The 12541-nt window shown below is 64.6% G+C and carries 11 protein-coding genes; 3 read left to right on the top strand and 8 right to left on the bottom strand.

Annotation, left to right across the window (positions count from 1 at the left end; all coding sequences use genetic code 11):
* Window positions 1–28 precede the first annotated feature (28 nt).
* From A6A05_RS17805 to A6A05_RS17795, 3 genes are read left to right on the top strand one after another with little or no spacing between them, the layout of a single operon-like run.
* On the top strand, window positions 29–1204 hold the full coding sequence (locus A6A05_RS17805; RefSeq protein ID WP_068504178.1) for a CDP-glycerol glycerophosphotransferase family protein: 1176 nt from the start codon (window positions 29–31) through the stop codon (window positions 1202–1204).
* Window positions 1205–2020: an NAD-dependent epimerase/dehydratase family protein gene (locus tag A6A05_RS17800; RefSeq protein ID WP_068504177.1), complete on the top strand. Its 816-nt coding sequence runs from the start codon at window positions 1205–1207 to the stop codon at window positions 2018–2020.
* Window positions 2021–2072: 52 nt separating this feature from the next.
* Window positions 2073–3176, top strand: coding sequence for a hypothetical protein (locus A6A05_RS17795; RefSeq protein WP_068504175.1), 1104 nt, complete (start codon window positions 2073–2075; stop codon window positions 3174–3176).
* Here A6A05_RS17795 and A6A05_RS17790 read toward each other — a convergent pair.
* From A6A05_RS17790 to A6A05_RS17755, 8 genes are all read right to left on the bottom strand, one after another.
* The gene (locus A6A05_RS17790) at window positions 3145–4788 is read right to left on the bottom strand and encodes a B12-binding domain-containing radical SAM protein (RefSeq protein WP_068504173.1); all 1644 of its coding nucleotides are present in this window, start codon (window positions 4786–4788) and stop codon (window positions 3145–3147) included. The two genes, A6A05_RS17795 and A6A05_RS17790, sit on opposite strands and share 32 nt — an antisense overlap.
* 6 nt (window positions 4789–4794) lie before the next feature.
* Window positions 4795–5514, bottom strand: a complete 720-nt coding sequence (locus tag A6A05_RS17785; protein ID WP_068504171.1) for a class I SAM-dependent methyltransferase — start codon at window positions 5512–5514, stop codon at window positions 4795–4797.
* The gene (locus A6A05_RS17780) at window positions 5511–6572 is read right to left on the bottom strand and encodes a glycosyltransferase family 2 protein (RefSeq protein ID WP_068504169.1); all 1062 of its coding nucleotides are present in this window, start codon (window positions 6570–6572) and stop codon (window positions 5511–5513) included. Before A6A05_RS17780 ends, A6A05_RS17785 begins: the two co-directional genes overlap by 4 nt.
* The gene (gene rfbG, locus A6A05_RS17775) at window positions 6569–7633 is read right to left on the bottom strand and encodes a CDP-glucose 4,6-dehydratase (RefSeq protein ID WP_068504168.1); all 1065 of its coding nucleotides are present in this window, start codon (window positions 7631–7633) and stop codon (window positions 6569–6571) included. Before rfbG ends, A6A05_RS17780 begins: the two co-directional genes overlap by 4 nt.
* Window positions 7634–7769: 136 nt before the next feature.
* The gene (locus tag A6A05_RS17770; RefSeq protein WP_156521131.1) at window positions 7770–9239 is read right to left on the bottom strand and encodes a hypothetical protein; all 1470 of its coding nucleotides are present in this window, start codon (window positions 9237–9239) and stop codon (window positions 7770–7772) included.
* Window positions 9240–9485: 246 nt separating this feature from the next.
* Window positions 9486–9956 carry a hypothetical protein gene (locus tag A6A05_RS17765; RefSeq protein ID WP_068504164.1) on the bottom strand — a complete coding sequence of 157 codons (471 nt, stop codon included), beginning with the start codon at window positions 9954–9956 and terminating at the stop codon, window positions 9486–9488.
* Window positions 9957–9983: 27 nt separating this feature from the next.
* Complete coding sequence (locus A6A05_RS17760) at window positions 9984–10730, bottom strand: sporadic carbohydrate cluster 2OG-Fe(II) oxygenase (protein WP_082911048.1); 747 nt, start codon at window positions 10728–10730, stop codon at window positions 9984–9986.
* 115 nt (window positions 10731–10845) lie between these two features.
* Window positions 10846–12531, bottom strand: a complete 1686-nt coding sequence (locus A6A05_RS17755; protein WP_068504161.1) for a TIGR04372 family glycosyltransferase — start codon at window positions 12529–12531, stop codon at window positions 10846–10848.
* Window positions 12532–12541: the final 10 nt, after the last annotated feature.

Raw genomic sequence — 12541 nt, 5'->3', positions numbered from 1 at the left:
ACCAACCGTGAACTCTGGATGTCACCCCATGCGCGAAGCCGATCTCAGCCTGTTCACCGAGGAAACTCTGACCCAAGGGTGGAACCGCGCCCGCATCTACGAACAGCAGATGCGCCTGGCAGTCGCCCGCGCCGACGAACGCGTCGCCCAAGGTGAGAAGCCGCAGCCCATCGCCAAGATCGGCTTCCTGGTCCATCGGCGCACCTGCGCCATGCATTTCATGACCACCTGGCAGCACTTGCCCAAGGACAGTTTCGACATCGTCCTGTTCGACGATGGCTACGAACCCGACCTGTTCGAGTTCATCGCCGAGCTTGGCCTGTCGGTCGCCTTCTGCGAGGACCTCGCCAACGGATTGTTCCAGTACGTCTCGGGCATCTCGCACCGCGACCTGCCGGTGTGCAAGCGACAGGGCTATAGCATGGTCGGCGACCTGACCCGGCTGTTGAGCTATGGCTTCTCGAAAAGCCGGGCCTGCCCGTTCAACGACACCGCCGCCCAGTTCATCGTCCAAGGCGACGAACAGGTGGCGCAATATCGGGGCGATTACCCCGACACGCCGCAATTGGTGGCCGGCTATGCCCGGCTTGACGGACTGGCCGCCTGCCAGGCCGACAAGGAAGCCATCAAGGCCAAGTACCGGCTGGACCCGGCAAAGCCGGTGGTGGTGTGGATGCCGACCCATTCCGGCCCGCTGACCGGGGCCATCACCCTTTATTCCCGCGCCCTGGTGGCGATGACGCCGCATATCAACATCCTGCTCAAGCCCCATCCGGAATCCTTCCACGAGCCGCCCGACTGCCATTATCTGCGGGCCCTGGTCGAGGATGGAAACCTGCGGGTCATCCGCGATCCCGACGACGAGGCCGAAATCTTCGCCATCGCCGACATCGTCCTGACCGACCTGGGCGGCACCTTGTTCGGAGCGATCTATGCCGGCAACGACGTGGTGGTCACCGATGTCGGCCGCCCCGACGAGATCTCTCCCTTGGAGCGCGAAATCTGGCCACATACGCCGATCTTGACCACCGACACCATCGGCGAGCTGGTGCGGCTGGCCTCGGATCCCGGCGCCTTCGCCGCCCAGCGCCCAGTCATGGACAGCCTTCGCCAGCGGCTGTTCGCCGCCGGCACCGAGGGCCAGGGCGGCCGACTGATCGCCGAGATGCTGCAAAGGCGCTTCGCCGCCGCCATGGGGCGCTAGGTGCCGCGCCCGGTCCTGCTGTTTGGTGCCGGCGGCAATCTGGGGTCCGCCCTGCATCGACGCCTGACCTCCGAGGCCGCCAGCGTGACCGCCTTGCCCTGGTCGATGCTGAAGGACTCGCCCCCCCTGCCGCTTGCGGGCGTCGAAGCCTGCGACATCGTGTTCGCCAACGGCCTGACCGATGCCGGGGCCTCGCCCGAGGCACTGGACGAGGCCAACCATGCCGGCCCCTGCCGGCTGGTCGAGGCGACCATGGGCAACCCGGCCATCCGTTACCTGACCATCGGGACGGTGATGGAACATGCCGAGCGCATGGAGGCGACCAATGCCTATGTCGCCTCGAAGACGCGGCTGGCACAGCGGCTGCGCGCGATGCTGCCGCCCGAGCGCCACCTGCATGTGCGCCTGCACACGCTGTATGGCGGCCGGCCGGCGCCCCACATGTTCCTGGGCCAGATGATCGCCGCGCTGGCGGCGGGCCAAAGCTTTCGCATGTCGGCGGGCACGCAGTGGCGGGAATATCACCATGTCGATGACATCGCCGCCGCCCTGGCGCATTTGCTGGCGATGGAGTGGAGCTTCCCCGCTGGATTGGACCTCAGCAGCGGCGACGCGATCCGGCTGCGCGAGCTGGCCCAGGCCGCCTTTGCCCGCTTCGCCACCCTGGACCGCCTGCAGATCGGCGCCCTGCCCCACCCCGAGGCCGAGGAGAACCGCGCCAGCTTGCCGCGCTCGCCCGAAGCGCTGCTGGGCGGGTCGCGCAAGGCGCTGGACGGGGTGCTGGACTGGATCGGATCGGTGCTGAAGGCTTCTTGACGGGCGGACCAGGGATGCTATTCCTGGCGAACAGCGAACGGGGACGCGGGACATGCGAAAGGTCATTTTCACGACGGCGGTGTGGGGCAAGGAATACACCTTCCACTTCGTCAACTTCACCCTGCCCTCGTTGATGGCGCCCGGCAACATCCCGGCCATGGCCGGGCTGGCTCCGGTCGAGTTCCACATCTATTCGCCCCGCGCCGACAGCGACCGCATCGAGCGCTCGCCGGCCTATCGGCGCCTGTGCGAGGTGGCAACCCCCAAGATCATCGTCATCGACGACGACAGCATCCGGCAGGCCGCCGACGACCAGAACCTGTCCTACAAGATCATGGTGCAGACCCATCACCATCTGATCGCCCACGCCTGGGAACAAGACGCCGCCATCTGCAGCGTCTATCCCGATACCATCCTGGCCGACGGCTCGTTTCGGACGGTGGCCAAGTTGGCCCAGGCCGGCAAGCGCTCGATCCACAGCGCCGGCATCTCGCTCAACATGCACAGTTTCGTGCCGGCCCTGATCCGCGCCGAAATCGCCGCCGGCCGAGGCCAGGACCTGCTGGCCGGCCGGCTGGACCTGGCGCCTCGGGACACGATCCGCCTGGCCATGGGCCATATCCACGACCATTCCGCCGCCCACATCCTGGGCCAGGACGGCTTCACCCAATGGCCGTCGCAGATGTATTGGCCGCTGGACGGCCATGGCCTGCTGCTGCGCTCGTGGCACCCGACGCCTTATTTCGTCCATCCCCGGCGGGACGGGTCGAACTTCACCTTCGGCATCGACGGCGATTTCGTCCGTCTGGCCGTCGATTACGAGGATTGCGCGGTGGTCGAGGATTCCGACGACTTCCTGATGCTGGAACCGATGCCGTTCAAGCGCCGCCGCAACGACAAGCCCTGCGTCAACCACGCCAAGCCGTTCGACGTCGCCAATTGGGCCATCAACAATGCCGACGACTTCCACCGCCGCTTTGTCCACAGCCCCATCTGGCTGCATGACGGCGCCGTACCCGATGCGGTGCGCGCCCGGGCCTGGACCGAGTCGCAGGAATTCCTGTCCGAGGTTTTCGGGACCATCACCGCCATCGAGCAATTTTCCGCCGATGTCGGGACCGGGTTCAAGGACCTGCTTGGCGCCCCTCTGGCCTGACCTGGGAATTCAGGCGGCGGCGGACCACGAAGTCGTGGATGCGCTGCTCGAACAGATTGTGGGCGTGGAACTTCTCGGCCCGCATGCTGGCCACCAGCCGCACCAGCCGGCGCGGCCGGGTCAGATAGGCCAGTGAATAGAACAGCGACTGCCCGACCAGCCGAACCAGGGCCAGGAACCAGCCGGGGACATGATCGGCGTAGCAGGCGGTCGAGGTCATGTCGAACTGGATCAAAAGATTGTGGAAGAAGGTGTCGTCGATGCGGGCGATGATGCCGCGCCGGCGCAGGTCGTGGAAGATTTCCGAGCCGGGATAGGGGGTGAAGATGGCGATGTTGCAATCATCCGCCCCGATCAAGGCGCAGCGTATGGCATAAAGGAACGTCTTCACCACGTCGGACAAGCGCTCGTCGGGGAAGCCGATCACCAGATTGACCTTCACCGTGTGGCCGATCCTAACCGCCTGGCGGATGCTGTCGGTGACACGCGCCAGGCTGACCTTCTTCTTGATGGTCTTCAGCGTGCGTTCCGAGCCGCTTTCCGGGGCCAGCACCACCAGCCGGCAGCCGGCCTCGAAGATGGCCTGCAGGACCTCGTGGTCCATGGCCTCGGATCGGGTGCCCGACGGCAATTGCCAGGTGAAGCGCATGCCGCGCGCCTTCATCTGCCGGCAGAATTCCAGCACCCAATCCTTCTTGACGATGGCGGTCAGGTCGCAGAAATCGATGCTGGTTGCCTGGTAGGTGTCGATCAGCCACTGGATCTCGTCCAGCACGCCGGCCGGGTCGCGCATCTGATAGCGCGTCGTCCACATGCCGGGATTCGAGCAGAAGGTGCACTGATAGGGGCAGCCCCTGGTGGCCATGATGATCATGTTGCGGCCGGTGGCGATGCCGCCGGTCCAATTGTCGATGAAATAGTTGGTTACCGGCAAAAGGTGCCAGGCCGGATAGGGCAATTGATCGACATTGGCGATGCGCGCGCCCAGGCCGTTATTGACCACGGTGCCGTCGGGCCGGCGAAAGACCAGGCCGGGGATGTCATCCACCGGCTGGCCATCCAGCAGGTTGTGGACCAGGGCCAGCAAGGTGACGTCGCCCTCGCCGGCCACCAGATAGTCGATCTCGGGGCAATCGGTCAGCAGATAGTCCGCCAGGGCGGTGACGTGCTCGCCGCCGGCGACGATGATCAGCTTGGGAAAGGCACGGCGGATGCGGCGGATCAAGTCCCGCTGCTGCAGCCATTCCAGCGAGAACATCAACGACACGCCCAGGATGGCGGTGTCGGGCGCGATGCGGGCCAAGATGGCCTCGGTCGGCAATCCTTGCAGATTGCAGCTGCCGTCGGCCGAAGGCTCGATGCGCAAGATGTCCTCGCCGATGGCGTCGATGATGCCGACCGGATAGCCGGCCCGCTCGACCAGCGCCGCCAGATAGGCAACGCCGATCGGCGGCTGCACCGGCGCGCTGTAGGTGTTCTTGGACAGAACGGCAAAGGGCCGCAGCAATTGGACGCGGCGGGTCTCGCCCGGCGCGGCGGCATGGCGGGCCAGCACGTCGGACAGGGCGCGCTTGTCGGCCTTGACGGGCTGGGGATGGCTGTCCTTGTCCATGGCGCCCTATGATAGGCCGTTGGCCGGCGAACGCCAGCATTGCGGCTTGGCCGCCCGGCAAAGATACTGCGCCCCCAAAGGCAGGCGGGCCAGCAATCCTTCCCACCGGTCCACCATCGGGCCGCGCCAGGGCACGAAGCCGAAATATCGGGTCGAGACCCCGGCCAGCCCGGCCCCGGAAAGCAAGGCCCGGCTTTCGGCGGCCTTCAGCAGGATCGCCCCATCGTCCAGCGGGCAGGAATCGACGATGCGCCGGGTCACCGGGTTAGCCGGATTGTGTTCGACGATCAGCACGAATCCATCGAATGCGGCGACGCGGGCCATCTCGGCGGCCATGGCGGGGCGGGCCGCCACCGGGATATGGTGAAAGACGTTGACCGCGAAGACCAGATCGAAGGTTGCGTCGGGATAAGGAAAGGTGACGCCGTCATAGGCCTGGAAATGGCCGCGCGGGCACGCCTTGGCCGCCTGCTCCAGGCTGGCGGCGCTGATATCGGTTCCGTGCATCTGGGCCACCCGATCGATCAGGCGGCGGCAGATCAGCCCGATACCGCAGCCGACATCCAGCACCCTGGCGCGCGCCAGGCGATCGCCCCCCAGCACCTCGCCGATCAAGGCCGCCTTGCTGTCGGCCAACCGGTCGATGTCGGTGCCGAACCCGCTCAGGCTTTCGTTGACCTCGTGCCGGTAGTCGCCGGCATGACGGTCGAAGTCGGTCCCGGTCATTCGCCGCCGCCCGGCGAAGGCTTGGGCGCTTCGGGGTGGGGCACGATGACCATGGCGTTGCGGAAATCGCTGCCGGCCGGCCGGACCGTCTCGGCATGGGGGTCGATGCAGGTTTCGACGATGCTTAACGGGCGCTTGCGCAATTGCATAAAGATGCGGCCGACATATTCGCCCAGGATGCCGAAGAAGATGGCGTTCATCGCCGTGCTGACCAGGATCATCACCATGATGGTGGCGAAGCCGCTGGGCCATTGGCCGGGACCCGAGGTCAGCTTCAGCAGCAAATAGATTCCGGCCCCCAGGGTCGCCAACACCGAACAGACCGCACCGGCCAGGCTGGCCAGCCGCAGCGGAACGATGGAGTTGGTGACAATGGCATCGACCGCCAGTCCGGTCAGTCGGTTCAGCGGGAACTTGCTTTGCCCGCGTTCGCGCGCGTCGCGGTCATAGGCCACCCCCACCTGCTCGAGCCCGAGCGAGGCGATGAATCCCCGGATATAGGGCGAGTGATCGTCATATTGGCTCAACAGGTCGATGACCACCCGGTCGATCAGGCGGAAATCGCCGGCCTGGACCGGAATGGGATGCTCGGCCAGCCAGTTGAGCAGGCGATAGAACACCTCGCGGGCATAGCGCAGCGAGACAATTTCCTGGCGCTTGCGGCGTATCCCGTACACCACCTTGTAGCCCGCCTTCCACAGACACAGGAAGGTGGGGATCATGTCGGGCGGATCTTGCAGGTCGCAATCGAGCTGGACCGCGGCATCGCCCCGGGCCAGGCGGTAGCCCGACAGGATCGATCGCTGGAAACCGAAATTGCGCGAGAAGCGATAGGCCCGAATGCGGGAGTCCTGGGCCGCCATGTCCGCCAGCCGGGTAAAGGTGCCGTCTTCCGAATGGTTGTCGGTGAAGATCAGCTCGTAATCCCACTCGTTGGCCAGGTCGGCCATCACCCGGGCGACCTCGGCGCACAAGGGACCGACATTGTCGATCTCGTTATAGACCGGCACGATGACCGACAGCAGCTTCCGCCTGGGCGCCGCATCCGAAGGGGTCATGGATTGTCTCCCGTCATATAGGCGTCGATTTGCCGCAAGGTCATGTCGATGGCCGGCCGACCGTCGCGCAACACCGCACCATACCATGCCGCCGTGGCCTCGACCGACCGGGCCAGATTCAGGCGCGGCGAAAATCCGAAGGCTGCCCGCAGCTTGCCGCTGTCCAGGCACAATTGGCCGGCCTCGGCCGGCCCGCCATCGCCCTGCACCGTCAGCGCCGCCCCCGGCCAGCTTTCCTGCAGGCAGCGCGCCAGTTCGAGGACGGTCACATGGCCGTCGGGGTCGGGGCCGACATTCCATGCCGCCGAAGCGAGCCCGTCGCCCACCAGCAGCCGCTGGCCCAGCAGCAGATAGGCCTGCAGCGCGTCCAGCACATGCTGCCAGGGCCGCGTCGCCGTCGGGTTGCGCAACATTGCCGGCTGCCCGGCCAGGAAGGCCTTGACCAGATCGGGAACCAGACGGTCGGCGGCCCAGTCACCGCCGCCGATGACATTGCCGGCGCGAACCACCGCGACGCCGATCCCTTGGGTGCGAAGAAACGAGTCCCGCCACGTCTCGGCCACCATTTCGGTGCAGACCTTGCTGGCGTTATAGGGCGCGCCGTCGCCCAGCGGGTCGGTCTCGGTGAATGGCCGTCCCCGCTCGTCGTTGCGATAGACCTTGTCGGTGGTGGCGACCACCACCCCCTTGAGGCCCGAAACCGAGCGAGCCGCTTCCAGCAGGTTGGCGGTGGCCATCACGTTGACGGCGAAGGTTTCCAACGGCACCGCGTGCGAGCGGCGGACCAGCGATTGCGCGGCGAAATGAAAGATCAGTTCCGGCCTTTCCTCGGCCAGCACCCGTCGGGTGGCGTCGGCATCGCGCAGATCAATGGCATGGGCGCACGCCACCGGCGGCGCGAACAGCGCTTCCTGGGCCAAATCCGAATCGGGGGGCAGGCTGACCCCCACCACCTTGGCGCCCAGCCGCCCCAGCCAGCCGCACAGCCATGCCCCCTTGAAGCCGGTATGGCCGGTGACCAGGACGGTACTGTCCTTGTAGCTTTCGGCCAGGTGGCGCATCGAAGACAAGGCTCCTGCTAGTGTTGTGATTCTGAAATTCGCATGACATTGCGAATTACAGAATCACAACACAATTCAACAAATGAGTGGCCTGCTTATCCCCGGAATTCGCCATGCGAATTTCGGGGGCAGGACACTAGGTCATGGCCACGATGATCGCCAGGCTGACGATAAGCGGAAAGGCAAACAAGGTGGTCCAGACATTGTCGACCAGGCCGTGGGCAATGGAATAAGCCCAGATCTGCGGCAGCGGCATGCAGGCCAGCATCGCCACGGCCATCAGGCCGACCAGCGGCACCATGGCGGCCGGCAAGGTGGCAGCCACGCCGATCACCGCCACCACCAAGGCGGCCAGCACGATCAGATGGCGCGGGGCCGGCATCGCCCATAACGGCTTCAACACCTCGCCCATGACCTGGATGAAGGATCGCGGCTTCAAGATCAGATAAAGCCGCAACAAGGTGTGGCGGTTCTTGCGCATGTATTCCAGGCAGACCTCTTTGATCAGGCGGCCGTAAAGGCCCCAGCGGGCCCCCAGCTGGAACGGACAGAACATCTTGTCGGGCTCTTGCAGGTCGCAGGCGCGGGCGGGATCGGCCTCGACCCAAGCGCGGACGGCGAACACCCCGTTCTCGTCGTTGCGAACCGGGGCCTGGTTGGGCAGCCGGTTGGCGTTCCAGGTTTCCTCGTCCAGGGTGAAGCCCAGATAAGCGCCGTGCCAGCGCATATAGGTATTGGTGGCGTAATCCGAGTAATAGACCCGGTGCATGCGGTCGCGGCGGCGCCATTCGACGGCGATGACCACGGCGATCATCAGGGGAATGGCCCAGCCGCCGCCGTTCCACAGGGCGTCCGGCAAGGGCAGCGGCGACGAGTACAGGCCGGCGGCCCAGACCATCACGGCCGGCAGCACCATCCAATTGCTGGTCGGGCGCGACGACACCGCCAGATGCAGGATCAAGGCCTGGACCACCACCAGACCGATCTGCAGCGGCGTGGCGGCCATGTCGATCATCGAAATGGCCATGCCGTGCAACGAGGGGATCATGGCGAAGGTCGACAGGAAGCGCTGGTTATTCTCGGACACGATTTCCGTGCCGCCCATGATGGTGGTCTTGTCCAGCATCAAGACGAAGCCGACCAAAGCGGTGACCATGACCCACAACACCCAGGGGGTGTCGAAGAAGGCCACGCAGCCGGCGACGACGGCGGCCGAAAAGATCAGGTAATAGCCCAGATACAAGGACAGGATGTTCTTGCCGAACAGCCGAAACGAGAACTTGATGTAGTCGATAATGCCGTTGTCGTGCTGGGTGAAGGAATGACGGCTGACGATGGCCTTTTCGATGGGAAGGGTCGCCGCGACCTTCAGCGCCTGGTCCACCAGCTCGGGCTCGGGATGATAGCCTTCCTTCCATTTCAGGAAGTCGAGCCCCGATTGATAAAGCGAATCGCGCACCTCGGTCAGGGCCACGTAGTTGTTGCCGCCGCGATAGACCATGTCGGACAGCACGATGGCGAAAGCCTCGATGATCCAGCCGACCGCACCGCCATCGAGCAGGCGGTGACGCTTCTGCTGGATGCCGCGCCAGAAGGCGTAGGTCACCAAAATACTTGCGATGACGATGGGAAGCCAAGGGGAGACGGGAAATCGCTCGATCATTACTCGCTCACGATGTGCGGGCGCCGCGAAATGCTTGCAGAAATTCGAGAAATTCTGCATGGCAAATCTTAAGATTTGATTTTTGGCCAGGTCTTGCGGCCCCGCTTGCTTAGCGTTTTCACGCCAAACGTGAACACGCGACTAGCCCGAGCGGCGCCTGAACGGCCCGGCACGGGCCAAACATAAGACCTAGCGCGGCGGCTGGGCGTCCCAATGATCGGCGCGCGGCAAGGCCATGCGGAAATCGGTGCCGAACAGGCTTTGAAGCGCCGCGCCGATGTCCGATGTCTGCAGCAATTCGGTGGTGTGAATCACCGGGAAGGCCGTCTCGAGATTGGCAGGGGTGTAAAGCGAGAATCCCTCGCGGGCGAAATGGACCTCGATCCCCCGGTCCAGGATTTCCCCGAGAAAGGCATAGTCGAAGCCGCCGCCATACAGAAACTGCTGCATCCGAAAGAAGATCAGGCCGTCGATCGGCATCATCTCTTTCAGCTTCAGGCGCAGGAAGGTCTGGTGCACCAGGGTCTCGAGGCTTTCCGTCAGGTAATAGGTCACCCGGCCGCCCTTCTGGGTGGCGGTGGCGCCGATAGCCATGTGCTGCAATTGCTGGGTCACCAGACTGGAGCAGCCAAGATCGAGCGAAGCATAGAAGGCCTTCATGGCACCATCCCTTGCGCGGCGAAAACCCTATTTCTTCGGCCTTTGCCAGTCATAGGCCAGTTCGGTCAGCGGAGACATTTCCAGAATCTTGAAATATTCCGGGTAGCCCTTGGTCCCATAGGGGGCGAAGGTGTTCTTGTAGCGGATGTTGAACGACCAGCGGGTCTGGCCCTCGGTGTTGGTGGGAACGGCGTGCAACAGCCCGGCCCAGAACATCACCGCCGAGCCATAGGGGACCGGAATCGGCTGGAAGCGGTCCCACACGAAGTTCTCGATCCGCTCGGGCGTCTCGGGCGAGGCCTGCAGCAGGTCCATGCCCTCGCGGCTTTGGTTCTTGTCGAGGATGCACATCCCCTTGGTGCCGAAGCAATCCACCAGCGGCACCCACACCACCACCTCGAACGGCGAATTGGGTGGCGCGTCGCGATGGATCGGGGCGTTGTTGCCGTCCTCGGGCAGATGAATGACCAGATTGGCCGATTTCTGCACGACGACGTCGGGGCCGATGATGCAGGTCAAGGGATCGCGGAACGCCTGCCAGATCAGGCGGCCGATATCGGCTTCGTCGTTGATTCGACGGATCAAGGCCAGGCGGAAGGAGTTCATTTCCACCGCCGACAAGCCGCGCCGATGGAAATCGTTCATGAAGGCCACCGGGTCGCCTTCATCGGCCAGACCCAACTCGGCCCGGGCAGCGGCGACCACCGTCACGCGGACTCGATCCAACGATTCCTGGTCGGTGACCGGAACCAACATCATTCCCGTTCGGCGCATTTCTTGCGCGGATGCAGCAGCGTTCACCGCTTACCTCGTAAAGCCAGGGGTTCTTCCTGTCCGGAAACGACTATCCTCCAGCCGCACCGAATCGTCAACGGACACCCGCGCCCACTCACAAATCCTCGATGCCCTCGAACAGGTCGGCATACTTGTTCAGGAAGGATTGCGGCAGGAAGCTGTTGGCCCCGAAACCGCCGTCGGGAATGCCCAGGCGCTCGGGCAGGCTGTTGTAAAGCTGGCGGCGCCGCGCCTCTTCGGGGGTGTCGGGGCGGCCTTTGCCGGCCAGCCGCTCGATCATCTCGGCCACCGCGTCGGCGATGTCCTGGGAATCGTTGTTGACCAGTTCCATGCCCAGGGTGTTGTAGACCTCGGGGCGGAAACACTGGCCGTGTGGCTTTCGCCAGGATTCGGCGAAAGTCATCGGCCGGTCCTGGCCCTGCCATCGCATCAGCTTGGGCAGGAACAGATTGTTGTAGACCGGCCGGGCATAGGGCGGCGTCCAGTTGGTCAGCACGCCCTTGACTCCGAAACAGGGCGGCACATGCGCCAATCCGGACGAGGTGCCGATATAGAACCGGCAGGTGCCGCACAGGAAGACATCCATGAACTGGCTGCGCACCGGGCTTTTGGCGTAATCGACCAGACGATCGACCTGGAAGGGGATCGGCGCCGATTCCGGCGCGCCCATGCGCAGCACCCAGCCGCCCAGCGAGGTGATGTGCTCGATGGCCTGGCGATAGGTGGCGATGTCGGCATTGTTGGTGTTGGTCAGCCCCTTGTTCAACGGGTCAGCGGTTTCGCGCTTGAAACCGTCGTCGCGGACATGCAGGCAGACATACCAGTCACCGGGCTTCGGCCCCAAGGTCTGCAACTGGCGCCAGCCCTCGGCCAGATCCTCGTCGGGCAGCGTCAACAAGGGTTCACGGCCCTCGTCTTCCCAGCGGCGCAGGATCTGCGCGAAGGCGTGGTTGTTCCACACATGCTTGCCGTTGACCCGCATGGTGGCGGTCAGGAAATCCTCGAGCGGCGGCGACAGCGGCGCTAGGCGGGCGATTTCGTCCTTGTCGGTGATGATGTCGATGAAGGGCGCGAAGCGATCCAGCCAATAGCGGTTGACCACCTCGCTCTTGTCCAGCAGCATCACCGCCCGGCCCGGCGGCAGCATGCCCAGCTCGCGGCCCTTGATGTAGATGTCCAGCGTGCCGATGATCCCGATGCTGGTCAGCAGGTTGGGAACGTTGTAGATGCCCGAACTGATCGAACTGTCGCCCATGATGAAGCGCAGGCCGACATTCTCCAGCCCCTCGTCCTTGACCCGCTGGTCGCGGATGTTCTCGCCGATGATGAACATCTCGTGGCCTTCGTCGCTGAGGCCCAGTTCCATCAAGGTGACGCCGGCCAGATAGGCCAGATCCAGCCGCCCGCTTTGGGCCGCCCAGCGCCAGTATCTGGCGCACCGCTCGCGCAGGGCGCCGGCCAGGGGGCTGGCCAGGGCATCGACGTAAAGATGGCGATAGCGCAGGCCCAGCCGATAAAGCCGGTCGGGATCGCTGTCGGGCGCCGGTTCCCCGTCGTCGAACAGGCCGATCCGCGAGCCCGCCTCGATATGCTCCAACGCCTCGTCATAGGCCTGGTTCTGGATCAGGAAATTGATCAGGACCGTTCGCAGATTGGCGTTGGCGGGGACCTGCCCCACCGCTTGGCGCAGCGCCTCGATGGCCGGGGCAAGCCGTCCGGCATTCAGATGGGCCTGGGCCTGGTCGATCAGTTGGGCGACCGGGGCCGGAAAGTTGGTCATTGCTGCACGC

The sequence above is a fragment of the Magnetospirillum moscoviense genome (assembly GCF_001650635.1).
Taxonomy (GTDB): domain Bacteria; phylum Pseudomonadota; class Alphaproteobacteria; order Rhodospirillales; family Magnetospirillaceae; genus Magnetospirillum; species Magnetospirillum moscoviense.
Note: the sequence above shows the minus strand (reverse complement) of the source record. Positions and strands in the feature narration are given on the sequence as shown.

Coding starts and splice junctions, on each gene's coding strand:
- A6A05_RS17755 (WP_068504161.1), bottom strand. CDS start 12,531: ATGACCAACTTTCCGGCCCCGGTCGCCCAACTGATCGACCAGGCCCAG.
- A6A05_RS17765 (WP_068504164.1), bottom strand. CDS start 9,956: ATGAAGGCCTTCTATGCTTCGCTCGATCTTGGCTGCTCCAGTCTGGTG.
- A6A05_RS17785 (WP_068504171.1), bottom strand. CDS start 5,514: ATGACCGGGACCGACTTCGACCGTCATGCCGGCGACTACCGGCACGAG.
- A6A05_RS17780 (WP_068504169.1), bottom strand. CDS start 6,572: ATGACCCCTTCGGATGCGGCGCCCAGGCGGAAGCTGCTGTCGGTCATC.
- A6A05_RS17795 (WP_068504175.1), top strand. CDS start 2,073: ATGCGAAAGGTCATTTTCACGACGGCGGTGTGGGGCAAGGAATACACC.
- rfbG (WP_068504168.1), bottom strand. CDS start 7,633: ATGCGCCACCTGGCCGAAAGCTACAAGGACAGTACCGTCCTGGTCACC.
- A6A05_RS17790 (WP_068504173.1), bottom strand. CDS start 4,788: ATGGACAAGGACAGCCATCCCCAGCCCGTCAAGGCCGACAAGCGCGCC.
- A6A05_RS17805 (WP_068504178.1), top strand. CDS start 29: ATGCGCGAAGCCGATCTCAGCCTGTTCACCGAGGAAACTCTGACCCAA.
- A6A05_RS17760 (WP_082911048.1), bottom strand. CDS start 10,730: ATGCGCCGAACGGGAATGATGTTGGTTCCGGTCACCGACCAGGAATCG.